This window comes from Desulfocicer vacuolatum DSM 3385, from assembly GCF_900176365.1.
Classification (GTDB): Bacteria; Desulfobacterota; Desulfobacteria; order Desulfobacterales; family Desulfobacteraceae; genus Desulfocicer; species Desulfocicer vacuolatum.
On the sequence record NZ_FWXY01000005.1, the window covers coordinates 15560 to 42459 of the forward strand.

Below are 26900 nucleotides of genomic sequence, written 5' to 3' on the forward strand. Positions count from 1 at the left end.
AGTCGGATCAGCACGTGGTCCGTTCGGCAGTTATACTGCGGCGGGCTGGGCCTGTGTTATTTCATCAAGGGCTTTGTTCATGGTCTTTACAGCCAAGCGGATGCAATGTTGCTTTTGATCGGGTATTTCAATCAATTTTCTGAAAATATCCCGGTCCGTGATGGTGCGGGCATATTCAATGCTCTGCCCCTTTATCATCTCCATGCACACCATGGCGGCGGAAATGGCACCGGGGCATCCCAATACCTGAATTTTGGCATTTTCAATGATGTCATTGTTCATTTTTAAAAAAATTTTCATGGTATCCCCGCACTGACCGGTGAGTTCACTCACATGGTCGGCATCGGCAAGGCTTCCCATGTCCGGCTGGTTCAGGTAGTAATCAATGGCCGTATTTGAATAACCGGAGTCCACCAGCATGGCACGAACGCTTTCATTGGGTTTGACGCTTATTTCCATGGTATTTATTTCCCCTTAATGTGCACATCCGCCACCAAGGGCGTGTCCTTTACATGTTTGACCGGGAAGAAATTCAGAAAGCTTTCCCCCATTGAGCAGATCCAGGTTTTCTTGAACCGTGCCTTCCACGGCCCGGTATGTTTTAACCCCTCCTGCCAGGAGTTTATTTAAGGCACCCTTCCCAATGCCCCCCACCACAATGGCATCGGTTTTAATATCACCCAGGGCTTTTAACGGCTGGCATTGACCGTGGGCATGGTCTTTGTCTTTATTCTCAAGAACTTCATGGGTCTGGGTGTCTGTATCCACCAGAATAAAAAAGGCTGCAGAACCAAAATGATTGTACACTTCACTTTGGAGCCCATTTTCACTGTTTGTGGGAAATGCTGCTTTCATTGCTGTTTTACTCCTGTAAAAGATTGATGCTTCTGTTGCTCCGATTGTTTGAAAAAATGCGCTTTTTTAAATAAGCATTCACATTTGAAATCCAACATGGTCGAAAATAGCGTGCTTGAAAAATTGTCAGATTTGAGCAAATTTTTTTATAGAACGGACATAGATTATGTATGAAAAATTTAAATGTCAAGATGTTCAAATTTAAAGGGATGTGGCTGTTTTAATTCAAATTAGCCAGCGCTCAAATCAATCTTTTTTTCACAGGTATCAACACACCGATAAGTTGAAAATTAAATTGGCAAAAGTTCAAATTCACCACGAAAAAAGCTTGTATGGCCATGTAAAAAATATTAAGCTGAATGTTTAGAATTTATCTGCGGATTTTTTTATATATGAAAAGGCAGCCTCCAAGGCAAGCTAAGGCAGAGCCGCCCCCCGACGGGCAATAGGAACCGGACAATTGAGCTGTCTACAGTTCCGGTCCGGGCCCATTGCCCGTCGGGGGGGGCGGCGGTATAATACCATTTGGCTCCGCGTCTACGGCCCTATATTTGTTGTGTCCGACAGGAGATGCCCGTTATATCAAATGCCTCGCAGATCAGGGGGTGTCTTTCAAGTTTTGTTGTGGGCAGAACCGGGTTAAAATACGGTTTTTCCCGTGCGGTTGGTAAAAATGTTTATCTGAACACCGGAGAAGAGGTTAAAATGAAAATAATGATATGTGGCAGTGACGGTCAACTGGGATGGGATTGTATCCGGGTGTTTGGAGCTGACAATGAAATTTTTTCCTTTAATCGTACCCAGCTGGATATAAGCGATTCCCATGCTGTGGAAGACACCGTGGCCCGGGTGATGCCCCAGGTGCTCATTAACTGTGCAGCCTTTACCCATGTGGACCGGTGTGAAACAGAAAAAGAGACGGCATTTAAAATCAACACCCTGGGTCCCCACCATTTGGCAAAGGCCTGTGCCCGACATCGGGCAACCCTTGTCCATGTATCAACGGATTATGTGTTTGACGGAAATCGTGAACTGCCGCTGGCCTGGTCGGAAAGCGATGCGCCCCATCCTGTGTCCGTGTATGGCCAGAGCAAACTTGAGGGTGAACAAAAACTGGCAACGGTGTGGGAGGATCATATTATTGTTCGAACGGCATGGCTTTACGGAGCCCATGGCAATAATTTCCTTAAAACCATGTTGCGTCTGACCCTTGCCAACCCGGAAAAAGAATTTAAGGTTGTGGATGATCAATACGGCTCCCCCACCTGGTCCTTGAGATTGGCACTTCAAATGGAAAGGTTGGTGAAAGAAGAGGGGCGGGGCATTTATCATGCCACTTCCGAAGGCTATTGTTCCTGGTATGAACTGGCTGTTTTTTTTCTAAAAAAAATGGATGTCCCCCATAACCTGATTCCCTGCACCACAGCCCAATACCCCACCCCCACGGCCAGGCCCTTTAATTCCATTCTTGAAAACAAACGCTTAAAGCAGGAGAACATCCATCGCATGACCGGATGGCGTCACGGTGTGGAACAGTTTGTATCTCGTTTTCGCAATGAACTACTGGAAGCGGCACGGCTGGAAATTCAGTGAAAAAAACTGAAAACTGAACGCTGTAAATGTGTTTTGACCGGATATGCAAGGCCCCGGATATGTAGTTTTCAGGTGGCAACTGATGACCCATGAAGTACTGAAGGAGAATGAATATGGATTCCATTATAAAACCGGATCTTTCCGGGTTTGAAAATACAATTCGTGATTATGTGAGATATGTGCTGGGCAAACCCATGACCGATGCCACTTCCACAGATCTGTTCAACGGGGTCTCTTCTGCGGTGCGTAAATTACTCATGGATATTCGCATTGAAACGGAACAGCGGTATGATAGAAGGGATGTCAAACGAATGCACTATATCTCCATGGAGTTTCTCACCGGTCCCCTTCTTGCCAATAATCTTTTGAACATGGGTATACAGGAAGATGTTCGTGCTATTTTAAAAAATATGGGGCTGGACCTGGATATTTTGATGGCCTGTGAGCCGGATCCTTCCCTTGGAAACGGGGGCCTTGGTCGTCTGGCAGCCTGTTTTCTGGATTCCCTGGCCAGTCTGGACATGCCGGGATTCGGATATGGCATAAATTATGATTATGGGTTGTTCAAACAGAGTATCATGGGAGGGTACCAACGGGAAAAGCCCGATTATTGGCCCAGCAGGTCCTCGCCGTGGCTCATTGCAAGATCCGGTGAAAAATGCATGGTACCGGTGTATGGCCGCATTGTGGATACCGAGGATATTGAAGGGGGATACAACCCCATGTGGTCAGAATGGAAGCTTGTGGTGGGCAGACCCCATGATATTCCTGTGGTGGGATATGGGGGGCACACGGCAAACCGTTTGCGCCTTTTTTCTGCCTGGGCTTCGGAAGATTTTGATATTCAGATTTTCAACGAGGGGGATTATTTCCGGGCTGTGGAGCGAAAGATCAGTTCTGAAAATATTTCTAAAATTCTTTATCCTTCCGATTCCCAGGAGGCAGGAAGGGAGCTTCGTCTGGTCCAGGAATATTTTCTGGTGGCCTGCGCGGTGCAGGATATTATTCGCATCTATTTGAAACAGCACGATGATTTTAATCAGTTTTCCAAAAAAGTGGCCATTCAGCTCAATGACACCCATCCGGCCCTCACCGTGGCTGAATTGATGCGATCGCTTGTGGATGTCCATGGCCTGGAATGGGATAATGCCTGGGATATCACCACCCAAACCCTGGCATATACCAATCATACCCTGCTGCCCGAAGCCCTGGAAAAGTGGCCCCTGGCCATTGTGGAAAAGGTGATTCCCCGCCACCTTCAGATCATATATGAGATTAATCGGCGGTTTCTGGAAACCCTTACCGTAAACTATCCGGATGATCCCCAACGCCTCCATCGCATGTCCATCATTGAAGAGGGAGATGAAAAACAGGTAAGGATGGCACACTTGGCCATTGTGGGCAGCCATTCGGTGAATGGGGTGGCAAAAATCCATTCCCATTTGGTGAAAACCGGTCTGGTGCCTGATTTTTATGATCTGTGGCCGGAAAAATTCAACAATAAAACCAACGGAGTCACTCCCCGGCGATGGCTTTTGTCTGCCAACCCCGGCCTTGCCCGTCTCATCACCGAGTCCATCGGTGATAAATGGATTGTTGATCTTGACACCCTTAAAGCCCTTGAATCACTGGGGCGGGACCCTGCTTTTCTGGAAAAATTTTCCATGATAAAAAGGGAAAATAAAGTTCGACTGGCAAGATTGATCAAAAAAACCGCTTACATTGATGTGGACCCTGATTCCATTTTTGACATCCATGCCAAAAGAATCCACGAATATAAAAGACAATTTTTAAATGTCATGCACATTATCCATGGATATTTCATGATCCAGGAAGAGGGGGTTATTCCCACGGCCCCCCGGACTTATATTTTTTCCGGCAAGGCTGCACCGGGTTATTTCCTTGCAAAGTTGCTCATTCGTCTGATACACGGTGTGGCGGATGTGGTGAACAAAGATCCCCTGGTGAGCCAATGGATCAAGGTGGCCTTTATTCCGGATTACAAGGTTTCCCTGGCCGAAATTATTATCCCCGGTGCAGATGTCAGTGAGCAGATTTCCACTGCGGGCATGGAGGCCTCGGGTACAGGCAACATGAAGTTTGCCATTAACGGGGCGGTGACCATGGGTACCATGGATGGTGCCAACATTGAAATTGCCGAAGCCGTGGGGCCGGATAATATCTATATTTTCGGCCATGATGTGGAAGAGATCCAGGCCATGCGGGGGGCATATGATCCGGGAAAAATATTGGCACAAAGTCCCCATATCCAACGGGTGCTTAATGCTGTTAATTCTCCGTTGTTCTGCGGATGGGAAAACGATCTTTTTTTTCCTCTCTTTGATGCAGTGGTCAACCACGGTGATTATTATATGAACCTTGCGGATTTTCAATCCTATGTGGATGCCCAGGTTCGGTTGTCCGGGGATTATGTTGACAAAAAAAAATGGGCACAGATGACCCTGTTAAATACAGCCCGCACTGGTATTTTTTCCAGTGATCGTACCATCAGGGAGTATGCCGGGGAGGTGTGGGGACTGGAACGTCAGATATAGACCGAATTTTGACCCGATTATGTCCACAAAAAAAATAAAATACGCCTGAGATTTGCGGAGTGTTTCATATAACCGCCACGGGCGGACCGTATTCTGATTCGGTTCCGCCCACAACAAAGTTAGAAATACTCCCCGGGGTTGCGGAGTATTTCATATAACCCACATGTCCTGGCGGACACAACAAATATAGGGTCGTAGACGCGGAGCCAAATAGTATTATGCCGCCGCCCCCCCGATGGGCAATGGGCCCGGACCGGAACTGTAGACAGCCCAATTATCCGGTTCCTATTACCCATCGGGGGGGCGGCTCTGCCTTAGCTTGGCTTGGAGGCTGTCTTTTTTATATGAAATACTCTACAGATCAGGGGCGTATTTCATGCTTCGTTGTGGGCAGGGCCGGATCAGAATAAGGTCTGCCCATGGCAGTTATATAAAAAAAAAGAAAAAATGTCATATGAAAGGTATTTTTTTCTTGAGGTTTTTTTGCGCCCCATGTATTTAATAAATCACTCAGTATACAGTAAAGAAGGTTCAAAATATAAAGAGGTTTGATATGGGAATACACGAACGTAAACAAAGAGAAAAAGAACAGCGTCGAAAACAGATCATGGAAGCGGCTAAAACAGTTTTTTCCGCCAAGGGGTTCAACAGAGCAACCATGGAAGAAATTGCAGGGGAGGCTGAACTCAGTCCGGGAACGCTGTATCTTTATTTTAAAAACAAAGAAGAGCTGCACACATCCCTTTCCATCAATATACTTCAACATCTGACGGAACAGATGATCGCTTTTGTCCATGATAAAAACCTTGATGCCATGGAAAAACTCATGGCCCTTAAGGACGTTTTCATTAAAGTGTATGAATATGACGCCATGGTGCTTATTAATCTTTTTCATCTCCAGTCCGGAGAAACGCTGAAGAACCTTTCCGGTCCGGTTTTGAATGAAATTAAAGAGACATCCGCCGATGCCATCGGGGCCATCACAGCCATTGTGCAAGAGGGGATTGACCAGGGGGTATTTGTGGAACGCCACCCCGTTGCCCTTGCAGATATTATCTGGGCAACCTACTCGGGTGTGGTGTTGTGGGTGGACAGTAAACGGCTTTTAAACAATGAAAAAGATTTTGTTATACAGACACTGGAAACCGCCTTTGAGCTCATTGCCATCGGATTGACCCAATCTGACAAGCCTTGATTTTGTCTGCACACATGCGGTATCCCCGCATGTGCTGTGGTCAACTTTCATTTTCGACACAACCTGTGAATGGTCTGGGCATGCCACTCCCCCCTGCCCGAAAACGTCGGTATGCCCCGGGCCTTCAACTCCAATGCAATTTCTCCAAATGTACATCTTTTTTCCCGCATTTCCTGGATGAGCCGGATCACTTCAGCTTTGGTAAATCGCTCACCATCCAGGGGAGGGGGGGCCGTGGTATTGCCTTTTTCCTGAAAAATATCACCGGTGGCACCTTGGGGAACCACCTTTTCTGTGAGAATATCATTTACATTATTAAAAAAGCAAGTAATCGCCCGGTGGAGTTCCGCCTGGGTTTCTGCCAGCTTTTCTCCGGTTTCGCACATTCGCTCCACAGCAGTGGAGATGGTTGTTAAATGAGCCTTTATGGTGGGAAGCGCCTGGATTAAAGTGTCGCTTTCCTGGGTGAGATCGTCAAAGGAGGGGGGTTGCGATGATCGTCGCTCTTTATTTCTCCGTTTGTCAACGGAAGGATGAAAATTTCCTTCCGCACCTTTTCGGGTGGTGGCACTGAATCTTGATTTTTGACTTCGCTGGGGATTTCTCAGATTTTTTAAAAATTCATTCATGAAACCTCCTGAAAATATGGCGATTATCATAAGGTACATCCATTGGAATAATGAAGGTACTTGGGCATTGCCACCCTGAATTGTCCATGGAGATAATGGGTTCTGGTTTTAATTTGGTATTTAAAAGGTCAGTGAACTGGAATTATTGAATACAGAAAGATTTATTTTTTATAGTTTATTTTTTTAATATATACGAAACCTTGAATAAGTCAAGCTGGAAAACGTAAAATTTGACGAGCACACTTTTTTATGAATACCGGTGGGGGTAAAGGCAGATTAGAAATTAATTTTTTAAATGGGGTTTATCAGGTGCGTATTTCAAGCTTTATTGTGGGCAGAGCCGGATCAGTATACGGTCTGCCCATGGCAGTTATAAAAAGCGTTATGCCGGATTTCCCGGAAGAATGATCAATTATCGCCGGGGACCGGACAGGAGTTTTTCAGTCTCTTTTTGGATACAGTGGTAAATATCCTCGTCACTGCCGAAAACATCCACAACATCCCTGTGGTTGATCAATTTTTCAAGAATAAAGGCTGTGAGATATATGCTGACCACATTGGGGTTCTGCACCAGGGTTCGAAAGGGCGCAATCTGAAAATCAATGTCAAAATCTTCGGCTTTGCAAAGGGTGTCAAGGGATTTGCCGATCTGTTCCTGGATGGCGTTTTTGCTCAAGGTTTCCACAATGCCGTTTTCCACAAGGGCCATGGATACCTTGTTGCTGAACATATCAATATTTTCCCGTACCGCATGGATGGCCCGACCCCTTTCCCGTTCTTTGGAAGATTCTATTTTGGAAAGCAGTTTTGCTTCCCTGTGTCCCACATTAAATGTTTTACCCATAACCCTGTCCCTTTATGTTTAAATATGGTTTAAATCTTTTTTTCTTGTGGAATTATAATCGGAAATGAACAAGGGTTACAAGATAAAAATCATATGGCCTCAATAATAATCTGGGGGAAACTTTTTTTGTTGAATCGATTCATTCGAACCCTGAAAGCAATTCTTTCAAAGTGCATGGGAAGGGGATGGCGGACATCAATATTGAATTGAAATGCTTCAATGGTCGCGCCGGAACCCTGGGCGGATGACTTTTCCAGTGTCATTTTTCGGTGTTTATCTGCAATGATGAAAGAGGAGATTACTTTAAGATCGTTGCAGTAAAAAAGCGGTTCTGGATTGTCTGTACCAAAGGGACGGAGCCTGTCTATGTTTTTAATAAAATCCTCTGTTATTTCATTTATTTCCACAAAACAATCCAGAACTAATTTTTTTTCCAGAGGGTGACCCTGGACAGCCAGTGCTACCTTTTCTGAAAATAAACGGGCAAAGTGGTTAATGTTTTTTTCTTTAATGGAAATGCCGGCAGCCATCACATGCCCGCCAAATTTTTCCAGGAGGGTGTTGCACTGGGTTAAAATGGCATGAATATCCACACCGCCCACACTTCGGCAGGAGCCTGTGGCCGGTGTGGCAGCTGTGGAGATCAGTACCACGGGTTTAAAATATTTCCGGGCGGTTTTAGATGCGGCAATGCCCAGTACGCCGGGATTCCATTTTTCATGGGCAAGCACAATGGCCTGGTTGTCAAGAATATCCGGTTGTCGCTGTATTTGATTTTCAATGTCTTCCACAATGCTTTTTTCTGTCTGCTGACGTTTCAGGTTCAGCTGATCTAAAAGGGCTGCAGTCTGCTCTGCACTGCTTTTTTCCCGGGTGGTGAGCATGCCCACACAGATGCGGGCATGGGCCATGCGCCCTGCCGCATTGATCCTCGGGGCGATGCGAAAGGAGATATCATCCGAGTCAAATACAGTATGATCCACCCGGCTAACATCGGCAAGGGCCTTTATCCCCGGCCTTTTTCCCTGTTGAATTACCCGAATGCCAGCGGTGGTAAAAATGCGATTTTCGTTTTTCAGGGGAACCATGTCCGCCATGGTACCAATGGCCACAAGGTCACAATAGGACATGAGGTTCGGTTCCGTGATTTCTTTCCAGAAGTGTTGCTCCCTCATGTGTTTTCTAAGGGCAATGATCAGATAAAAAGCCACCCCCACACCGGCCAGGTGATCAAGCCCTGCCATGCAGTCTTGGCGTTTGGGATTGACAATGGCAACAGCCCGGGGAAAGGGATGGGAAATCTCATGATGGTCGGTGATGATGACGTCCATGTCTTCTTTAAGTGCCGCATCCACGGCATCGTGATTGTCTGAACCGCAGTCCACAGTGATAATAAGATCAATGCGCTGTTCCACTGCCATGGCAATGTGTTCCGGTTTCATGCTGTACCCTTCCTTTGTCCGGTGGGGAATGTACCAGGAAACTTCAGCATTTACATGGGTAAAAAAGTCATGGAGGATGGCTGTGGCAGTGATACCGTCGGCATCAAAATCTCCAAAAATCATAATTTTTTCCCGGTGACACACGGCTGTATAAATTCGTTCCACCGCAGGTTTCATATCTTTCATGACAAAGGGAGATGCAAGATTGTCAAAGCTGGGGTTCAGAAAGGAAAATGCCGCCTCCGGTGTGGTGATACCCCGGTTCACCAAAAGTTCGGCAACGGCCCGGTGACATCCGATGACGCGGGAAATTTTGGTCACCGTACCGGGATCAGCACTTTTGTATATCCATTCCATATCCATATGTTTGTCCTGTTTTTCTAAAATTTTTCTTTATATCCAATTGCTCACTTAAAGTCAAAATATACCATGAATCCTTTCTGATGATCATTTTCATATAACCCACATGTCCCGGCGGACACAACGAATATAGGGTCGTAGACGCGGAGCCAAATGGTATTATACCGCCGCCCCCCCGATGGACAATGGGCCCGGACCGGAACTGTAGACAGCTCAATTGTCCGGTTCCTATTGCCCATCGGGGGGGCAGCTCTGCTGAGGTTGCCTTGGAGGCTGCTTTTTCATATAAACATATATGGCTGTAACCACCAGCCACAACGAATATTGAAACTCTCGTGATTCCAAGCCTTTGGACGGAGTTTTATATAAAACTGCCACGGACAGACCTTATCTGGTTGGAACAAAGACGTCGAGGGCGTTTTTTATAGAATTTGTTGGCCATGGTCTATCAATGGTGGTATATATATAGATTTTGAACTTTTCAGGTCAATCATGGGGGCAGGCAGAGATGAATACCATCATAAAAAAATTCCAGGTGGATAAGACCCGAATCGGTTTTTTAAAATTTATTTTTGAGGCCCATGACGGCCTTGCGGTTATCACCACCCTGGAAGCGGGTTCAGGATATGTGCAGTTTGCCATTGCACCGGGGTGTGTTGCCGAGGTGGAAGCCATTTTAGACGATTTGAAAAAGGATGTGAGCATTAATGAAGTGTAAGGGGTACGCATATATTTATACCATTGGCTGTCAGATGAACAGCTATGATTCTGAGAAATTATTTGTCATTCTGGACAAGATGGGATACCAAAAAACAGAGGAGTTAAACCAGGCAGATATTGTGATCTGTAATACCTGCTCCATTCGGGAAAAAGCCCAGGAAAAGGCATTCAGCTTTTTGGGAAGGCTTGCTGACAAGAAAAAGAAAAAACCCCATTTGATATCCATCATGGCAGGTTGTGTGGCCCAGCAGGAAAAGGATAAGGTGTTTAAGCGAATCCCCCATCTGGATGTGGTGCTGGGCACCCATGCCGTGGAAACACTTCCCCGTATCATTGAGGCGGTTAAATCAGGAAAAACCCGAATCACCGAAACCCGGGAGAGTCATACCATATTTGAAACCCCTCCCCGCATTGAAGAAAATACTGCGCCTAAAATTTCTCGATTTGTCACCATCATGCAGGGTTGTGATAATTATTGCACCTATTGTGTGGTGCCCTATGTCCGGGGCCGGGAGCGAAGCCGAACACCAGAAAGTATTGTGGAGGAGATCTCCACCCTGGCTGACAATGGCGTAAAAGAGGTGACGTTGCTGGGACAGAACGTTAACTCCTATGGACAAAAAGAGGGCATTTGCTCTTTTGCCCAACTGCTTGCCAAAATCAACGACATTCCAAAACTTGAACGGATACGCTTTGCCACCTCCCATCCCAAAGACCTTTCCGATGAATTGATTTTTGCCATGCGTGATTTTGATAAAGTCTGCAACCAGCTTCATCTGCCTGTGCAGTCCGGTTCCAATGGGATTTTAAAAAAAATGCACCGGGGCTACACCCGGGAGATATACCTTGAGCGCATTGATATGCTGCGCACCCATTGCCCCGACGTGGGACTTTCATCGGATATGATTGTGGGATTCCCCTCGGAGACCCGCCACGATTTTGAGCAGACCCTCTCCCTTGTTTCCACGGTGGGATTTGACGGCATATTTGCCTTTGCCTATTCCGACCGCCCCAATGCACCGGCCTCCAAATTTTCCGGGGCCGTGGATGAAACAGAAAAAATGGCCCGGCTCAATGAGCTTCTGGCCCTTCAGGAATCCTTCACTGAAAAGAAAAACAATGCTCTTGTGGGGACCGTTCAAAGGGTGTTGGTGGAGGGGGAAAGTCTTAAAAAACGTCATACCGAACCCGGGGAAAACATCACAGAACCCCAGATGACCGGGCGTACAGATACAGGTAAAATTGTCCATTTCTCTGCTGCGGGCGTTGTCCCGGGAGATTTGGTGAACATAAAAATAGCACATGCCTATTCCCACTCTCTCTGGGGAACATGTGCAGGGGAGTAATTGTGAGAAACGCCGTTAAAAAGAAAAAAGTGGGCAGAAACAGTCCCTGTCCCTGTGGAAGCGGAAAGAAATTTAAAAATTGTTGCATGAACCCGACTCCCAAGGTAATGACCCTTAAGGAAGAGTACAAAAAGAAATTTGATATCACCCTTAAAGAACCCCATGAAATTGAGGGTATCCGAAAATCCGGAGTGCTTCTTCTGGATATCATGAACAAGGTGGAAAAGATGATTGCACCGGGCATAAAAACCGATGAGATCAACACCCTGGTCCATGAAGAGACCGTAAAAGCCGGTGCGATTCCTGCCCCTCTGGGGTATCGCGGGTTTCCCAAGAGCGTGTGCGTGTCCGTCAATGAGGTAATCTGCCATGGTATTCCAGGAGATCGTATCCTGAATGACGGGGATATTGTCAACGTGGATATCACCCCCATATTAAACGGATTCTATGCCGATGCCAATAAAACTTTTTTTGTGGGAACCCCCACAAAGGAAGGAAAAAAGATTGTGTCTGTGGCAGCTGAATCCCTGAAGCGGGGCATGGAAATGATTCGACCCGGAGCCCATCTGGGAGATATCGGCTGGGCCATCCAGAATTATGCCGAGGCCCAGGGCTGTTCCGTTGTCCGTGAATTTGTGGGTCATGGGGTGGGGCTGGATTTTCACGAGCAGCCCCAGGTGCTTCATTTTGGTAAAAGAGGCAGGGGGGTCAAGCTGGTTCCCGGCATGGTGTTCACCATTGAACCCATGATCAATCTTGGAAAGCGGGACCTTCACATTCTGGATGACCAATGGACCGCCGTTACAAATGATAGTTCGCTGTCTGCCCAGTTTGAACAAACTTTTCTGGTCACTGACACAGGCTGGGAAAGTTTGACACCATATCCTTTATAACCCCATGACAGGCTATCCTGTTACAGCGAACAATGAAAAAACAGTTGCTGTTAGCGCCCAAAATCCAGTCCTTTTTTGTATATAACCGCCACGGACGGATCAAAATACGCTCCGCCCGTGGCGGTTATATGAAAAGGTAACCTCCAAGGTTACCTCAGCAGAGCCGCCTCCCCGATGGGCAATAGGAACCGGACAATTGAGCTGTCTACAGTTCCGGTCCGGGCCCATTGCCCGTCGGGGGGGCGGCGGTATAATACCATTTGGCTCCGCGTCTACGACCCTATATTTGTTGTGTCCGCCGGGACATGTGGGTTATAGAAAATTAATTTTTCATACTGTGGATAGGGGCTGGGATCCTGCCACCCTGTTTTACAAAGGTGTCCCTCAATTCGGCATGGGGCACATCCATGATTTGGGATTCTCCCAAAAGACCGCCAAAATAGACTTTTTCTCCGGCTTTTTTCCCCGGCACAGGAATGATGCGCGTGGCTGTGGTTTTATTGTTAATCATTCCAATGGCCATTTCATCGGCAATGATTCCTGCCAGGGTTTCCTCTGTGATATCACCGGGCACCGGCACCATGTCCAGACCCACGGAACAGACACAGGTCATGGCTTCCAGCTTTTCAATGGAAAGATATCCGTTGGCTGCGGCCTCGGCAATATTTAAATCCTCTGTCACTGGAATAAAGGCTCCGCTTAAACCGCCCACATGGGAACTTGCAAAGGCCCCTCCTTTTTTCACGGCATCGTTGAGCATGGCAAGGGCTGCCGTGGAGCCGGGCACGCCAATGCTGGTAAGCCCCAGTGCCTGGAAGATTTCTCCGATGCTGTCTCCCACCGTGGGGGTGGGGGCCAGGGAAAGATCCACCACACCAAATCGGATATTTAAGGTTTCTGCCACTTCACGGCCAATGAGTTCCCCCACCCGGGTGACCTTGCACGCTGTGTTTTTAATTATTTCTGCAATTTGTCCCAACCGCAGTCCCGGGGATTTTTCCAAAGCCCTTTCAATGGCTTTTTTCACCACACCGGGGCCGCTGACCCCCACATTGATAACAGCGTCACCCACACCCACCCCGAGGTAGGCCCCTGCCATAAAGGGCATATCCTGGGGGATGTTGCAAAACACGCACATTTTGGCGCATCCCAGTCCGTCATCATCTGCTGTCAACGCTGCGGATTTCTTAATCACCCGGGACATTTCATACACGGCATCCATGTTGATACCCGAGCGGGTGGTGGCCACATTCACCGAAGCACAAAGTCGCTGGGTCTGGGCCAGGGCCTGGGGCAACGCATCCATGAGAGCCCTGTCCCCCGGGGCAATGCCTTTTTCCACCAGGGCGGAAAAACCTCCCATGAAATCAATATTAACGGCCTTGGCAACATCATTGAGGGTATGGGCAATTTCCACCATCTGGGGGGCGGAAAAAGGGGCCCCCACCAGACCAATGGGACTCAGTGAAATCCGTTTGTTCACCACGGCAATGCCGTATTTTTCCCCCACAAAATCGCACACTTGAACAAGTTCCGCTGCATTGCGAAGAATCTTGGCACGGATGTTTTTCTTAAATACAGCAAGGTCGTCACTGACACAGTCAAAAAGACTGATTCCCAATGTCACGGCACGCACATCAAGATGTTCGTTTTTAACCATTTCTATGGTTGATAAAATTTCCTGTTCATTATACATGATTATTCCTTAATTTTGGGGTGCTGTGTGTTCTGTCCAGAGCATCAAATTTTATTAATGGTTTCAAAAATATTTTTATGCTGAATTGAAATATCCAGGCCCAGCGTAGAGGCTTTGGCTCTTAGTGCCTCAAACAGATGGGTCTGGTCAGTGGTGTGGGTCACTGCAATTTCATACACCATGATGTTGGCATTGGGGTCATTCCCTCCCTTGAACACCGCAGTGAGGTTGGTTACGTTGACTCCATGATCTGCAATGATTTTTGTGAATCTGGCCACAAGCCCTTTCTGATCAGGTCCAATGGTGGTGATGAGAAATGTTTCTGAAACACCGGACACCTGTTTGGTATCCAAAGGGGACATTTGATCAATGTAAATTTGAAGCCCTTCTCCGGAAAGATCCCGGTCAAGGCGTTGCTGCAGGGTTTCCATGTTCAGTGTTTCCGGGGGCTCTACAATGAAGAAACCTGAAAATTCATTTTGCAGGATCATTTGATTAACATTTTGAAGGTTGCAGTCCAAGGCATACAGACCGGCAGATACCTTGGCGATGATTCCGGGTCTGTCCTTTCCCAGAACGGTGATAATCAATTTTTCCATGAATGATAACTCCTTATGTGGTGATCCCTGAAAATTTCAGAAATTTTTATAACTGCCATGGGCAGACCTTATTTTGACCTCGGTCTGCCCAAAACTAAGCATGAAAGTTTGAAAAAAATCAAAGTCAGCAAAGAAAAACAATCCAGTAAGTAAATGGGTTTAATAAACCATTCCAGCCAAGAGGTAAACTAAAAATATTGATGTTTGGGGGAACTATGCTTATACTGACAGGTATTCGGTTTTTGACGCAATCCCCAATGAAATGGTGCAAAGAATATCATGGGATATTTTTTCCATGGGTCGTAACTCATTTTCACAGGCAATATTGTGATGAAATCCAAAATTTGGGTCAGGTGTGCAGTTCTTTGATGGATAATGATATCCATTGCGACTGCATTGGATAATCCTTGTTTTTTTATTATGTGGAGCAAAGAAATTTAAATGGTAGAAAAAGGCTGGTCAGCGTTTGTCAGGGAATATAAAGTTGTGCTGTTGATTGTCATTGTTGGATTTTTTCTCATTGAGCTGCAAATACTGGTGATGTCTTCCATGAAATCGGGTAGACAATCCTGGTTAAAGGTGGTGGATGACGGCGGGCAGATCATTTACGAAGTCAAAGGCTCCACCTTGACCAATTTTAATAAATACTATTTTGAAAACACCTTTGGTTCCCTGGATCAATACCAGGTAAAACTATATACCAAGGAAATTCCTTTCCCCTTCAGGGCTTGGTTGTCAGCATCGGTGGGGATTCCCGTGGGCCTGGTGCTCTTGCTGGCCTTTGTTCTCAAGGCGTTCAAGTCATTGATACAGGGAAGGGATGAAGAGGTTAATCTCTTTGATGACAAGGCGGATAATCCCCAGGGCCGTGCCCAAAGGTTACTCTCCAGTGCCGGCCGCCTCAATATTTTTATCATCGGCTTTTTGCTGATCAGCGTGGTCCTGCTTTATTGGATTGTACCCAATATGCTCACTTTTCTTGCCAAGGCAGGCATTGAAACCTTTGAAAATTATAAATATTTTTTCATGGGAATCATTGGCGTTCTTTTCCTTTTATTTGCCTGGTTCATGTACATGAGATATCAACTGGCCAAAAAAAGCATGGATGCCCAGACGGAAATTCGCAAATTTGAACTCCAGCTTCAACATGAGCGACAGTTAAGCGGTGTTCCAGCTCTGGGGTATGACAGTGGTGAAAAGCCCCAGCTCATCGGGTATGAAGATGTTGAGGCGGAAGATGCGGTGGGGGCAGAGAAATGAAGATTATCACCACCCATAAAGGAACAGATTTTGATGCCCTGGCTTCCCTGGTGGCAGGGAAACTTCTGTATCCCGGTGCCAGGGCGGTGCTGCCCCATGTAATTAATCCAAACCTGAAGGCATTTCTTTCCATCCATAAAGATTTGTTTGGCTTTTACTCCCCCCGGGAAATTAATCTGGATGAGGTCACAGAACTTGTGGTGGTGGACACCAATACCTGGAAACGCCTGGACGGCATGGAGGACCTGCAAAAGCGTAAGGATTTAAGAATAACGGTGTGGGATCACCATGTCAATGGGGACATTGATGCCCATGAACTGCACCGGGAAGAGTGCGGAGCCAATATAACCCTGATGATTCGGGAATTAAAGGTCCAGCGAAAATTATTGTCCCCCATACAGGCCACTCTTTTTCTCATGGGGCTGTATGAAGACACCGGTAATTTAACCTTTTCCTGCACCCTGGCAGAAGATGCCATGGCAGCGGCTTACCTTCTGGAACGGAAAGCAGATTTACAGATTTTATCCACTTTTCTTCGTCAGGCCTATGGCAAGCAGCAAAAGGATATCTTATTTCAGATGATCCAGAAAGCCCAAACCAGTGAGGTGGCAGGCTTTAATGTGAGCATTATTTCCATGGATATCATGGGGCATGTGCAAAACCTTTCCATGGTGGTTCAAATGTATCGTGAAATTGTCAATGTGGATGCGGCCTTTGCTATTTTTAAGGATATTGAACGGAACCGCTGCATGGTCATTGGCAGAAGTAATATTGATGGTCTTAATATCGGTGTGATCATGCGAAGCATGGGCGGCGGGGGGCATCCCGGGGCAGGCTCTGCTCTTTTGAAAAACACCAATCCCGTTGTGATCCGGGAGATGATTGAGGAAATGCTCAAGGGCAACCAGCACTCATCTGTGAAATTATCCGATATCATGTCCTATCCCGTTGTCACAGTGCATGAAAATACCATTGTGGATGAAGTGGCCATGTTGCTGCGCGAACAAGGCTGTACCGGCATGCCTGTGGTGGATGATGATAACCGCATGGTGGGAATTATTTCCCGCCGGGATTTTAAAAAAATAAAAAAAGACAGTCACATGAGATCACCCATAAAGGCATTCATGAGCCGGGAGGTGATATCCATATCCCCCCACAGCAGTGCCATTGATGCCGCACGCCTCATGATAAAACATGATATCGGCCGGATCCCAGTCATCCAGGATGACGAGATCATCGGCATTGTCACCCGGTCTGACACCATGGTTTATTTTTATGATATCCTTCCTGACTGACTTTGCAGATCCCGGGTCGTTGGGAGGGAAATATAAGGGGGCTCAGCAATTTTAAATCCGCCGATTTAAATCGGGGTTTCATTCATGGAAAATAATGGGCTTGGTCATAACGTGGGCCATGTTGTAATGAAATTTTAGGAATTGAAAATTAATGCTTTAATTACGGTACGTTGCGGTCAATAAAATTTTATCTCACGTATGGTGGCCCAGCTTATGGTCAACCCCAAAATAATAACCGGAAATTGTTAAATGATAAATCCATGGGGTCTGAATCCCAACAAATCTACGTATCAACTTTTTTGCCGGCCCACAGGGCCAGTTTTTCCCTGAAAATTTTAGAGTTGTGTCGGATGTCCACTGGAAAGCCCGGGTGGATGAATATGTGCTCAATGGCATCGGTCAAGGGGTGTTTGCCAGCCATGGTATAGAGTTCGTCCAGAAGCATCTGAGGGTTTGTAATATCAGGTTGCGTCTCAATACACATCACCGCTGTCTGCATGTCCCGGGGGCCCACCCCTGTGAGGGCACTTCTGAACACTTGGGGATGATTATTAAAGACAGCTTCCACGGGAATGGTGAACAGCGTGCCTTTACCCGTGGTAACCCGGTGACTTTTTCTGCCGCAGAACCAGATACGCCCCTTGGTATCCTGCCAGGCAAGATCCCCCATGCGGTGCCACACCCCCCCATCTCCGTCTTCAATTTTAGCCAGCATATCTGCCTTGGGATTGTTAAAATAACCTGAAGTGACCAGTGGAGCTTTAACAACAATTTCTCCCACCTCCTTGGGGGGCATTCTAAGGTCGTCATGCCATTGTACAATGGGATCATCGGTGATGGTGATGATTTCAACGGTGGTGTTACCAATGGGATATCCCACACACATGCCAAACCCCTGTTCACTCAAGCGTCGGGTTTCGGATAAAATCTCCTTGCTGCCGATGGAGACAATGGGCACTGCCTCTGTGGCCCCATAGGGGGTGTGTATCTCGGTGTCCGGTGACAGCATGGTGGAAAACTGCTCTATGTTGGCCGGGGTCACCGGCGCACCGGCAGACACCACCCTTTTTAAAGATGGCAGTTTAATACCCATCTCTTTTCCATATTTCCCCACCCGGTTGAGAAGGGCAGGGGAGGCAAACATATTGGTTACACCCTGGTTTTCAATGGCCTCAATGATTTTTTCAGGATTGACATGGGCAGGTTTTGTGGGGTCCATATCCGGAATAACAGCGGTCATGCCAAGGGCCGGATCAAACAGAGCAAACAAAGGAAAGGTGGGCAGGTCTATTTCATCCGCACCAATGTCAAAATGTGCCTGGATCTGTCTGAGTTGGGCATCAAAGTTGGCATGGGTGTAGATCACCCCTTTTGCAGGACCGGTGCTGCCCGTGGTAAAAAGAATGGCTGCGGTTTCATGGGGGGCTGTGGGTACCGTAGGAAAGGGCGTATTGGATTCATAGGCAAGTAGCTTATCCAGGCTCAGGCCTCCCCACAATAACCGTCTTCCCACGGTGACAAAGGTGGTGACGGTTTTAAATCCCCACGGTTTGAGGACCCTTAAAAAATGGGCTTTTTCAATGCCGATGAATGCCGTGGGTTTACCTTGTTTAAAACAAGACAGCATGCGCTTGACTCCCATGCCGGGGTCCACCACCACCGGTACGGCCCCCACCTTGAAAAGGGCAAAAATAATGGTAAAAAAATCAAGGCTCGGCGGAACCATCAAAATGGTTCTCACCCCCCGGGTGATGCCGTTTGCCTCAAAGGCAAAGGCCAGGTTGTCCGAGGCCGTGTCCAGCTGGCTGAAGGTCATGTGGCTGTAAAGTACCTGTCCCTTTGCGTCCCTGGAATCGGGTACCACCACTGCCCTTTTATATGGAAAGGTTTCTGCGCTTGTTTTCAACCAGGATGAAATGTTCATAATATCGTTCATAAAAAACCTGTTCCGCTGTGTGTGATTTATTCTTTATGATGTTTTAAATTTCGAATGTTATGTTACGTACTCTGGATATTTATTTCAGATTTTATCTGTTTTGTCAGTATTTTTTTATAACTGCCACGGGCAGACTGTATTTTGATCCAGTTCTATCCACAGGGAAAGTTCAAACAATCAAAGGCTTTATGGCCTATTCTATGTAAAGAACATGGAAAATATATGCTTGATATTCAATAATGCAGGCTCTTGCTTGACCAATAAATTTGATCCATGTACTTTAATTGTGCTTGATAATTCTTGTTCAGGGGTTATTATTCACTCAACTTTCGGGCTTCATTTCAAAGCCGGCATTTTTAAATGTACCGATGGGCTCAGTGTGCTGACGGGGTCAGGCTTTTGTTATTGATGTTATCGACCAAGGCCTTTGCCAGCGAAAAAAGCCTCGATAATGTCAATAACGAAAGCCTGACCCCACCACGAAATGCGAACACCGAAAGTTGAGTTATTCATAAGTTTCATAGAAACCGCCACGGGCAGACCGTATTCTGATCCCGTTCCGCCCACAACAAAAGCTGAAATACTCCCCGGATTTGCGGAGTATTTCATATGAAAAATATTGAGAATAAAAAAAATGCCATGAAATGGACACTTTCAGACATTGTGGACCTTGAATATTTTTTGGAACAGGACCGGGAAACAAAAGAAGAGACCCGCCTTAAAAAAAGAGACAGAGAGCTGTATCTAAATGCTATTCAACCCCATGTAAAGACGCTTGTTGCCCGTGATGCAAAAAATATTAAAGGGGACAAACTGGAAAGAGAGGTGATTTTTAAATGGCTTGAATTAAGGCGGAACGCAGAACAACAACAGGATGTTCTGCTTCCCGGGGCGCTTTATGGGGAGACATCAACCCTTGCCACCTGGTTTTTCTTATGCGCCGGTCTCTTTCTTGGCATCATTGTGGTGGCCTCTTTTTTTTCCTACGCCGGGGCCCGTCCGTTAAATATTTCCTATTACCTGACTCTGACCCTTTTGGGGCAATTGATATTGCTTGGGGTGGGCATGGTCGGGCTGGCGTTTAAAGGAATGGCCGGCACTTCTTCTCCAATGCCTTTACTCCAGCGCCTTTTGGCGCTTTGTGTTGATAAGACGGTGAAATTTTTTAAGCAAAAATCCCGGGCACATCTTCGTGGGGATCACCGGGATGCCATGGCCAGCGCCCTGGGACTTGTCCGGGCAAAACACCAGATTTACGGCTCCCTTTTTTTCTGGCCTTTGTTTATTCTGGCCCAGATATTTGCCCTGGGGTTTAATGTGGGGGTGATCGGCATGACCCTGGCCCGGGTATTTTTTTCCGACACTGCCTTTGGCTGGCAGTCCACGCTCCAGGTGGGCCCGGAACTGGTGCATAAAATGGTTTCTGTGGTGGCGTTGCCATGGTCCTGGCTTTTCCCCCAGGGAGTGGCCTGTCCCACACTGGAACAGATCGCCGGAAGCCGCATGATACTCAAAGACGGCATCTACCATCTCACCACCGGAGATCTCATTTCCTGGTGGCCTTTTTTGTGTTTTTGTGTGTTTTTTTATGGGTTATTGCCCCGGCTGGGTCTGGCCGGTGTGGGATTATGGATGAAAAATCGCTGCCTTGGGGCCTTTGCCTTTAACCATGCCGCCTGCCAACGCCTTTTGGGCCGGATGACCACACCCGTGGTTTCCATTGATGCTTCACTTTCCCCTTTATCCCCTCATCCTGAAGGAGAAGAAAAAATTGACATTTCAGATTGTGGTGGGGTAGATGAAAGAAAAAACAGCGACGTGCAGACAGATGTGAAAGAACAGGAAGAGTTACGGAAAAATTTAGAGGCAGATATATCAGACAAACCGCCTGTGGATATTTTTCCTGTGCCGGACAAAAAAAATGAACCTGCTGTTTCCATGCACCCGGAACTGCCTTTCCCATCCCCTGGAGATCCATTGCTTTCCTCCCGCCGGGCCCTGGTGCTGGTATCCGATGATCTGGAAGAGATGCTGGCTGGGGAGGAACTGGGGGACCGGGTATTAATGCAATGCGGGGTTACCCTTGCGGTGCAGATGCCCGTGGGCATGGATATCCACAAAGAGCTTGGGCAGATTCAGTCCATATGCAGGGGTTCCCATATGTCGTTAAAAGAAAAAACAGAACAGCGTCCCGGTAATGAGATTAAACAAGAGATCCCAACCCAGCCGTCAAACCCCGACATGGGCCCCAAAAACTGTCACACGCAATCCACAAATTCCACCACCGGGGCAATTTCATCCATTGTATGGATGCACGAGGCCTGGCAGCCGCCCATCAAGGAGACACTCTCCTTTCTCAGGGAGCTTCGCAGGGTGGCAGGAGACAACATGGATATCATTGTGACTTTGGTGGGAAAACCATCGGCGGACACCTTATTTACCCCGCCGTCTGCCATGGATTTATCTGTGTGGCAGAAAAAACTGGATGCCCTGGGGGACCCTTGGCTTCGCATGGAATCCATGGAGAAAAAATAATGACAGATCAAGAGGTGCCTGAATTTGCCATCATCGGTCATCCCAACGAGGGGAAATCCTCAGTGGTTTCCACCCTCAGTGAGGATGATACGGTGCGCATCGGCCCGTTCCCCGGAGAAACCACCGTGTGCCAGACCTTTCCGGTGGTGGTGGACGGCAAAGAGATCATCCGGTTTGTGGACACCCCGGGATTTCAGAATCCCCGCCAGACCCTGGCATGGATGCAGCGGTACAAAGGCCCGGGCCACGGCATTGTGGACGCCTTTATTGAGGCCCACAAAGATCACCTTGATTTTATGGATGAGTGTGAACTTTTAAGCCCCATTGCCCGGGGGGCAGGTATTATTTATGTGGTGGACGGCTCCCGGCCCCTGCGCAAGGTGGACCGCATTGAAATGGAAATTCTTCGTTTGACGGCCCGCCCCCGCATGGCCATCATCAACGCCAAGGAGAGTGACACCCAATATCTGGATGCCTGGAAAATGGAGTTCCGGCGCCAGTTCAATGCCATTCGTCAGTTCAATGCACACCACGCCACCTATGCCGAACGTCTGGAGCTTTTGGAGAGCTTGAAACGGGTGGACCAGGACTGGCAACCGGCCTTGAACATTGTCATTGATGTTTTTAAACAGGAGTGGGATCACCGCATTGAGGGGACTGCCCGGATTATAATGCAATTGATTGAAGCAACCCTGGGCCTCACCTTGACCGGCAGCATCAAAAAGAACAAAGATGCCCAAAAGGTGAGAAAAGAGCTGGAAGAAAAACATCGCAGCAAAATTGAGGCCATGGAAAAAAAAGCCCATGCAGGTATTAAAAAATGTTTTAAACATAATATTTTTAATCTCACCCTTCCGCCCAACAGTATTCTCCATGAAAACCTGTTCAGTCAGGATACCTGGCGTTTTCTGGGGTTAAAACCCGGGGAAGTTGTCCTGGCTGCAGGTGTGGCAGGGGGGGCCGCCGGAGCCGCCCTTGATGTGGCTGCCGCAGGCCTCACCTTTGGTGTCTTTTCCACCATCGGGGGGCTTGTGGGGGCGGGATCTGCTGCCATCAGCGGTCGGCGCATGGCCAATCTCTCTTTTAAAGGCGTCAAGCTGGGAAGGGATCAAATCCAGGTGGGACCGCCGTCATCCATTCAATTTTTTTACGTATTGCTGGATCGGGCGCTTATTTATTTTGCCAGCGTGATCAATTGGGCCCATGGACGGCGTGACGGGGATCAAAGGGGTGATCCGGACATGGCGGGCCGTCTGAAAAAAGGATACACTGCCTTTTGGAGCGCCCGGGATAAAAAAATCTGTAAAACGTATTTTGACGTCATCACCCAAAAAAAATCAAAGCAACGGGAGGCTGCCGCCAATGCCCTTCATTCTCTGCTGAAAAACAAATTAGATCAACTGTCTGACAGATAAAATAAGGTCCCTCGGGGGCGGTTCTATATCATTTTCCATAAATGAGCGTCTCCCGTGGCGATAACAAAATTAAGAGGTGAATTTGAAACAGTTCCAATTACTGAAACCCTATCTTCTGGAGCGGAAATTTCACATTGCCGCAGGCCTTCTATCTCTTTTACTTGTGGACCTGTTTCAGCTGTATATTCCACGCATCGTCAAATGTGCCATTGACGACATCACCCTGCAATCGGTGACCCGGATGGCGTTGTTCAAATATGGATTGTACATTGCCCTGTCTGCCATGGCCATTGGTGTTTTCCGATTTTGCTGGCGCTATCTTATCATGGGTACGGCCCGGCGCATGGAAGAGGGCATCAGGGGGCAGTTGTTTGATCATATACAGACCCTGCCCACCCGTTTTTTTGATACCACTTCCAGTGGAGATATCATGGCCCATGCCACCAATGACATGACCAATATCCGCATGGCCCTGGGCATGGGCATTGTGGGGTTGACCGACACTGTTGTGCTGGGATGTGCTGCGGTTTTTTTCATGGCATACATTAATCTGGAACTTACCGTTCTTGCCCTTTTACCCATGCCTTTTATTGCACTTTTCACCAAGATATTAAGCAAAAAACTTTTCCGGGCATACCGGGACGTTCAGGAGTCCTTTTCCAATCTCATGGAGTCCACCCGGGAGCGCTTTGCCGGTATTCGCATCATCAAAGCGTTTAACCGGGAAGAAACAGAAGTGGCAGGCATGACCCGGGAATCCAAAGCCTACATTTCCAGCAACATGAAGCTTGTGAAACTCAGGGGATTGATTTTTCCCCTGGTGATTTTTCTTAATAATGTCAGCCTTGCCATCATATTGGGAGCCGGGGGCCGCAAGGTAATTCTTGCCGATATCTCCACCGGCGATTTTGTGGCATTTATCAGTTATATGAACCTTCTTACCTGGCCGGTGATGGCCGTGGGGTGGGTTACCAATATGATCCAGCGGGGAAAGGCTTCCATTGATCGCATTATTGCCATTCTGGATGTGCCCCGGGAACAGGAAAAACCGGGAAAAACAGTCACCCCTTCAAAAATTAACGGTGATATTGTTGTGGATAATATCTCTTTTTCCTTTGATAAAAAAGTCATTGACAAGGTGCGGTTTAAGCTGGAACCGGGCAAAGTACTTGGCATTGCAGGTCCCCCGGGCAGCGGTAAAACCACCCTGGCAAGCCTTTTACCCCGGCTGTATGATCCTGATCTGGGCACCATTTTCATTGACGGCATGGACATTGGCCACATCTCCCTTAAAACCCTGCGTCGATCCATCTCTTTCATGCCCCAGGAACCCTTTCTTTTTTCCGGCAGCATTGAAACCAACCTCAGATTTGGTGACCCCAACGCAGATGAAGAAAAAATCAATAACGCCTTGGCCATGGCCGGGCTCACAGACACCATTGCAGGGTTTCCCAAGGGGCTTGATACCGTTATCGGTGAAAAAGGGGTGATGCTCTCCGGCGGTCAAAAACAGCGCATTGCCCTTGCCCGGGCCTTTTTAAAGGATGCCCCCATTTTGATCCTGGATGATCCGGTGAGCCAGGTGGACATGGGGACGGCCTCGGACATTATCCGGATCATTGATGCCATGGCAGGCAAAAAAACCATCATCATTATTTCCCATCGGTTTTCCATTTTTAAGAATGCGGATCTGGTGATGGTATTGGAACAGGGCAGGATAGTGGAGCAGGGCACCCACCGGGAGCTCATTGATCACAACGGGTATTATGCCCGGTCCTGGCAGATGCAGGAAACAGAAGCGGCGTTGGTAAGGAGTGAGTCATGAAATTCGGCCTTGGCGGATACCAGGAAGAAGAACTGAAAAAACAAAAAGATATACGGCTTCTGGCACGTTTTGTACCCCTTTTAACCAAGAATATCACCATGATTGTTTTTTCCATCCTGCTCATGGTGTTATTGTCCCTGTTGGATATTGTGGTTCCCTTTGTCACCCGCATGGTGGTGGATGACTATATCATGCCGTCCATGGCAGACCCCGATAAATCCCGATACCTCATGGGTGCTTTCTGGGGCGGCATTGCCCTTTTCGGGGTGGCCCTGGCCCGGCTGATTTTCAGCTTTATTCAGATCATGGTCATGGAATATGCGGGCCAGCGCATGATGCACGAACTGCGTATCAAGGTTTTTTCCCACATCCAGGCCCTTCCCGTCTCCTTTTTCACAAAAAACACGGTGGGACGTCTGGCCACCCGGGTGACCAATGACATTCAGAACATGCAGGAGATGTTCACCACGGTGATCACCTTTGTGATGAAAGATCTTTTTACCCTGACAGGCATTATTATCATTGTGGTGGCCATGGATGTGAAATTGTCCCTGGCCCTTTTTTTTGTGATACCTTTGGTGATTTTTTCCACATGGTTTTTTTCCCGGTACTCCCGGGCTGTTTTTCGTCGTCTCCGGGCCAACATTGCGGAGATTAATTCCATGTTTTCCGAATCCACCGGGGGGATCCGGGTGATACAGCTTTTTTCCCGGCAAAAACAGATGATGGAACAATTTAAGGAGATCAACCATGAAAACTACCTGGCCGGGGTGAGCCAGGTGAAAATATTCGGCCTGTTCATGCCGGTGATTGACCTGTTGAGTTCATTTGCCCTTGCCATTGTGATTTTTTACGGCGGAGGAAGGGCTGTATCCGAGGCCCTGAGTCTTGGTACCCTGGTGGCATTTATTTCCTATACCAAAATGTTTTTCAGGCCGGTGCGGGATTTGTCAGAAAAACACAATGTCCTTCAGAATGCCCTCTCTTCCGGGGAGCGCATCACCCAGATTCTGGATAAAAAGGTGGATGAAACCGGGGGGGAACTGGCGCTTGACGGCCTTAAATCCCTTGAATTTAAGCATGTGGGGTTTGCCTACACCCCGGGGGAAGATATTTTAAAGGATATCTCCTTTGAACTTAATGCCGGTGAATCCCTGGCCATTCTTGGTCCCACAGGTTCGGGGAAGACTTCATTGATTAATCTTATTGTAAAATTTTATCCCAGAAATCGGGGAGAGATCCGGATAAACGGTAAAGATATAGATGACTACACCACATGGGCTCTGCGCAATAAAATCGCCCTGGTAACCCAGGACCCCTATCTCTTTTCCGGCACCATCCGGGACAACATTGTTCCCCCGGGAACCATCATGGATACCGCCACCCTTGATGCCATCCTGGAACGATCCCATGTCCGTTCTCTCATTGATCACATGCCCAAAGGGCTTGACACTGTTCTGTCCCAGGGGGGCAGCTCCCTTTCCAGTGGCGAACGACAGCTCATATCCATTGCAAGGGCCTTTGCCCGGGAGCCCCACCTGATTATTTTTGATGAGGCCACCTCCTATGTGGACACAGAATCCGAAGAGAAAATACGGCTGGCAACGGAGAAACTCAAGGAAAATCGCACCTCCATCACCATTGCCCACCGGTTGAGATCTGCCATGACCGCTGACCGCATCATGGTATTAAAAGACGGTGAAATCATTGAGTATGGGGACCATGGGACCCTGATGGCGGAAAAGGGCTTTTATTATCATTTTCAAACCCTTGATAAAGATTAAAAGCCCGCTAAAAAATCAGGGGATTAAAATGAAATTTCATGAGAAATGGAACCAATTTTCTCAAATTTTCGATTAATAGTAGGACTATTAATCGAAAATTTTGAAAATTAGGGGCTGTTCTCA

General features: G+C 47.5%; 22 protein-coding genes. 13 read left to right on the plus strand and 9 right to left on the minus strand.

Features of this window, described 5'->3' with window-relative positions; genetic code table 11:
- Window positions 1-30 precede the first annotated feature (30 nt).
- Together B9A32_RS05865 and B9A32_RS05870 are read right to left on the minus strand one after the other, a co-directional pair.
- The gene (locus B9A32_RS05865) at window positions 31-459 is read right to left on the minus strand and encodes an iron-sulfur cluster assembly scaffold protein (protein WP_084067467.1); all 429 of its coding nucleotides are present in this window, start codon (window positions 457-459) and stop codon (window positions 31-33) included.
- A 15-nt stretch (window positions 460-474) separates the two neighbouring features.
- A complete protein-coding gene (locus B9A32_RS05870) occupies window positions 475-855 on the minus strand; it encodes a NifB/NifX family molybdenum-iron cluster-binding protein (RefSeq protein ID WP_084067468.1) in 381 nt (126 codons plus the stop codon).
- A 570-nt stretch (window positions 856-1425) separates the two neighbouring features.
- On the opposite strand from B9A32_RS05870, the gene rfbD reads away from it, so the two are divergent.
- The 3 genes from rfbD to B9A32_RS05885 all read left to right on the plus strand — a co-directional run bounded on the left by rfbD (window position 1426) and on the right by B9A32_RS05885 (window position 6198).
- Window positions 1426-2448, plus strand: a complete 1023-nt coding sequence (gene rfbD / locus B9A32_RS05875; protein ID WP_232367061.1) for a dTDP-4-dehydrorhamnose reductase — start codon at window positions 1426-1428, stop codon at window positions 2446-2448.
- Window positions 2449-2561: 113 nt separating this feature from the next.
- Window positions 2562-5003 (plus strand): glycogen/starch/alpha-glucan phosphorylase, encoded by a 2442-nt coding sequence (locus B9A32_RS05880; RefSeq protein ID WP_084067469.1) that lies wholly within the window; start codon window positions 2562-2564, stop codon window positions 5001-5003.
- A gap of 553 nt (window positions 5004-5556) precedes the next feature.
- Window positions 5557-6198 (plus strand): TetR/AcrR family transcriptional regulator, encoded by a 642-nt coding sequence (locus B9A32_RS05885; protein ID WP_084067470.1) that lies wholly within the window; start codon window positions 5557-5559, stop codon window positions 6196-6198.
- A 47-nt stretch (window positions 6199-6245) separates the two neighbouring features.
- On the opposite strand, the gene B9A32_RS05890 is transcribed toward B9A32_RS05885, so the two are convergent.
- On the minus strand, window positions 6246-6827 hold the full coding sequence (locus B9A32_RS05890) for a recombinase family protein (RefSeq protein ID WP_084067471.1): 582 nt from the start codon (window positions 6825-6827) through the stop codon (window positions 6246-6248).
- 249 nt (window positions 6828-7076) lie between these two features.
- Between B9A32_RS05890 and B9A32_RS21580 the strand changes: the two genes are divergently transcribed.
- A complete protein-coding gene (locus B9A32_RS21580) occupies window positions 7077-7235 on the plus strand; it encodes a hypothetical protein (RefSeq protein WP_212637812.1) in 159 nt (52 codons plus the stop codon).
- A 4-nt stretch (window positions 7236-7239) separates the two neighbouring features.
- Here the strand turns inward: B9A32_RS21580 and B9A32_RS05895 are convergent, their stop codons facing one another.
- Window positions 7240-7671, minus strand: coding sequence for a hypothetical protein (locus tag B9A32_RS05895; protein WP_084067472.1), 432 nt, complete (start codon window positions 7669-7671; stop codon window positions 7240-7242).
- Between the two features lie 89 nt (window positions 7672-7760).
- Complete coding sequence (gene recJ / locus B9A32_RS05900; protein ID WP_232367062.1) at window positions 7761-9470, minus strand: single-stranded-DNA-specific exonuclease RecJ; 1710 nt, start codon at window positions 9468-9470, stop codon at window positions 7761-7763.
- Window positions 9471-9981: 511 nt separating this feature from the next.
- Here recJ and B9A32_RS05905 point away from each other — a divergent pair.
- From B9A32_RS05905 to map, 3 genes are read left to right on the plus strand one after another with little or no spacing between them, the layout of a single operon-like run.
- Window positions 9982-10191 carry a DUF4911 domain-containing protein gene (locus B9A32_RS05905; RefSeq protein WP_084067474.1) on the plus strand — a complete coding sequence of 70 codons (210 nt, stop codon included), beginning with the start codon at window positions 9982-9984 and terminating at the stop codon, window positions 10189-10191.
- Window positions 10181-11539 (plus strand): tRNA (N6-isopentenyl adenosine(37)-C2)-methylthiotransferase MiaB, encoded by a 1359-nt coding sequence (gene miaB, locus B9A32_RS05910; protein WP_084067475.1) that lies wholly within the window; start codon window positions 10181-10183, stop codon window positions 11537-11539. Before B9A32_RS05905 ends, miaB begins: the two co-directional genes overlap by 11 nt.
- 2 nt (window positions 11540-11541) lie before the next feature.
- Window positions 11542-12432: a type I methionyl aminopeptidase gene (gene map, locus B9A32_RS05915; RefSeq protein WP_232367063.1), complete on the plus strand. Its 891-nt coding sequence runs from the start codon at window positions 11542-11544 to the stop codon at window positions 12430-12432.
- Window positions 12433-12754: 322 nt separating this feature from the next.
- Here the strand turns inward: map and B9A32_RS05920 are convergent, their stop codons facing one another.
- Together B9A32_RS05920 and B9A32_RS05925 are read right to left on the minus strand one after the other, a co-directional pair.
- Window positions 12755-14128 (minus strand): PFL family protein, encoded by a 1374-nt coding sequence (locus tag B9A32_RS05920; protein WP_084067477.1) that lies wholly within the window; start codon window positions 14126-14128, stop codon window positions 12755-12757.
- Between the two features lie 44 nt (window positions 14129-14172).
- Entirely contained in the window at window positions 14173-14727 is a 555-nt protein-coding gene (locus B9A32_RS05925) for a glycine cleavage system transcriptional repressor (RefSeq protein WP_084067478.1), read from the minus strand.
- Window positions 14728-15168: 441 nt separating this feature from the next.
- Here B9A32_RS05925 and B9A32_RS05930 point away from each other — a divergent pair, with 441 nt between their 5' ends.
- Window positions 15169-15987: a hypothetical protein gene (locus tag B9A32_RS05930; RefSeq protein ID WP_084067479.1), complete on the plus strand. Its 819-nt coding sequence runs from the start codon at window positions 15169-15171 to the stop codon at window positions 15985-15987.
- Window positions 15984-17282, plus strand: coding sequence for a CBS domain-containing protein (locus tag B9A32_RS05935; protein WP_084067480.1), 1299 nt, complete (start codon window positions 15984-15986; stop codon window positions 17280-17282). Before B9A32_RS05930 ends, B9A32_RS05935 begins: the two co-directional genes overlap by 4 nt.
- Window positions 17283-17565: 283 nt before the next feature.
- On the opposite strand, the gene B9A32_RS05940 is transcribed toward B9A32_RS05935, so the two are convergent.
- Together B9A32_RS05940 and B9A32_RS21585 are read right to left on the minus strand one after the other, a co-directional pair.
- On the minus strand, window positions 17566-19218 hold the full coding sequence (locus B9A32_RS05940) for a fatty acid CoA ligase family protein (protein ID WP_084067481.1): 1653 nt from the start codon (window positions 19216-19218) through the stop codon (window positions 17566-17568).
- A 411-nt stretch (window positions 19219-19629) separates the two neighbouring features.
- Window positions 19630-19827, minus strand: coding sequence for a hypothetical protein (locus B9A32_RS21585; protein ID WP_084067482.1), 198 nt, complete (start codon window positions 19825-19827; stop codon window positions 19630-19632).
- Between the two features lie 30 nt (window positions 19828-19857).
- Here B9A32_RS21585 and B9A32_RS05950 point away from each other — a divergent pair, with 30 nt between their 5' ends.
- The 4 genes from B9A32_RS05950 (at window position 19858) to B9A32_RS05965 (ending at window position 26777) form a co-directional block, all read left to right on the plus strand.
- Entirely contained in the window at window positions 19858-21753 is a 1896-nt protein-coding gene (locus B9A32_RS05950) for a DUF2868 domain-containing protein (RefSeq protein ID WP_212637814.1), read from the plus strand.
- Window positions 21753-23168 (plus strand): GTPase/DUF3482 domain-containing protein, encoded by a 1416-nt coding sequence (locus tag B9A32_RS05955; protein ID WP_084067484.1) that lies wholly within the window; start codon window positions 21753-21755, stop codon window positions 23166-23168. Before B9A32_RS05950 ends, B9A32_RS05955 begins: the two co-directional genes overlap by 1 nt.
- Before the next feature lie 82 nt (window positions 23169-23250).
- Entirely contained in the window at window positions 23251-24993 is a 1743-nt protein-coding gene (locus B9A32_RS05960; protein WP_408607026.1) for an ABC transporter ATP-binding protein, read from the plus strand.
- A complete protein-coding gene (locus B9A32_RS05965) occupies window positions 24990-26777 on the plus strand; it encodes an ABC transporter ATP-binding protein (protein WP_084067486.1) in 1788 nt (595 codons plus the stop codon). The genes B9A32_RS05960 and B9A32_RS05965 overlap by 4 nt, the downstream gene beginning before the upstream one ends.
- The last annotated feature ends 123 nt before the right edge of the window (window positions 26778-26900 follow it).

Excerpts from the sequence above, each read along its gene's own strand:
- B9A32_RS05865 (WP_084067467.1), bottom strand. The coding sequence starts at position 459 with ATGGAAATAAGCGTCAAACCCAATGAAAGCGTTCGTGCCATGCTGGTG.
- B9A32_RS05870 (WP_084067468.1), bottom strand. The coding sequence starts at position 855 with ATGAAAGCAGCATTTCCCACAAACAGTGAAAATGGGCTCCAAAGTGAA.
- rfbD (WP_232367061.1), top strand. The coding sequence starts at position 1,426 with ATGCCCGTTATATCAAATGCCTCGCAGATCAGGGGGTGTCTTTCAAGT.
- B9A32_RS05880 (WP_084067469.1), top strand. The coding sequence starts at position 2,562 with ATGGATTCCATTATAAAACCGGATCTTTCCGGGTTTGAAAATACAATT.
- B9A32_RS05885 (WP_084067470.1), top strand. The coding sequence starts at position 5,557 with ATGGGAATACACGAACGTAAACAAAGAGAAAAAGAACAGCGTCGAAAA.
- B9A32_RS05890 (WP_084067471.1), bottom strand. The coding sequence starts at position 6,827 with ATGAATGAATTTTTAAAAAATCTGAGAAATCCCCAGCGAAGTCAAAAA.
- B9A32_RS21580 (WP_212637812.1), top strand. The coding sequence starts at position 7,077 with ATGAATACCGGTGGGGGTAAAGGCAGATTAGAAATTAATTTTTTAAAT.
- B9A32_RS05895 (WP_084067472.1), bottom strand. The coding sequence starts at position 7,671 with ATGGGTAAAACATTTAATGTGGGACACAGGGAAGCAAAACTGCTTTCC.
- recJ (WP_232367062.1), bottom strand. The coding sequence starts at position 9,470 with ATGGAATGGATATACAAAAGTGCTGATCCCGGTACGGTGACCAAAATT.
- B9A32_RS05905 (WP_084067474.1), top strand. The coding sequence starts at position 9,982 with ATGAATACCATCATAAAAAAATTCCAGGTGGATAAGACCCGAATCGGT.
- miaB (WP_084067475.1), top strand. The coding sequence starts at position 10,181 with ATGAAGTGTAAGGGGTACGCATATATTTATACCATTGGCTGTCAGATG.
- B9A32_RS05920 (WP_084067477.1), bottom strand. The coding sequence starts at position 14,128 with ATGTATAATGAACAGGAAATTTTATCAACCATAGAAATGGTTAAAAAC.
- B9A32_RS05925 (WP_084067478.1), bottom strand. The coding sequence starts at position 14,727 with ATGGAAAAATTGATTATCACCGTTCTGGGAAAGGACAGACCCGGAATC.
- B9A32_RS05930 (WP_084067479.1), top strand. The coding sequence starts at position 15,169 with ATGGTAGAAAAAGGCTGGTCAGCGTTTGTCAGGGAATATAAAGTTGTG.
- B9A32_RS05935 (WP_084067480.1), top strand. The coding sequence starts at position 15,984 with ATGAAGATTATCACCACCCATAAAGGAACAGATTTTGATGCCCTGGCT.
- B9A32_RS05940 (WP_084067481.1), bottom strand. The coding sequence starts at position 19,218 with ATGAACGATATTATGAACATTTCATCCTGGTTGAAAACAAGCGCAGAA.
- B9A32_RS21585 (WP_084067482.1), bottom strand. The coding sequence starts at position 19,827 with ATGAAATACTCCGCAAATCCGGGGAGTATTTCAGCTTTTGTTGTGGGC.
- B9A32_RS05950 (WP_212637814.1), top strand. The coding sequence starts at position 19,858 with ATGAAATGGACACTTTCAGACATTGTGGACCTTGAATATTTTTTGGAA.
- B9A32_RS05955 (WP_084067484.1), top strand. The coding sequence starts at position 21,753 with ATGACAGATCAAGAGGTGCCTGAATTTGCCATCATCGGTCATCCCAAC.
- B9A32_RS05965 (WP_084067486.1), top strand. The coding sequence starts at position 24,990 with ATGAAATTCGGCCTTGGCGGATACCAGGAAGAAGAACTGAAAAAACAA.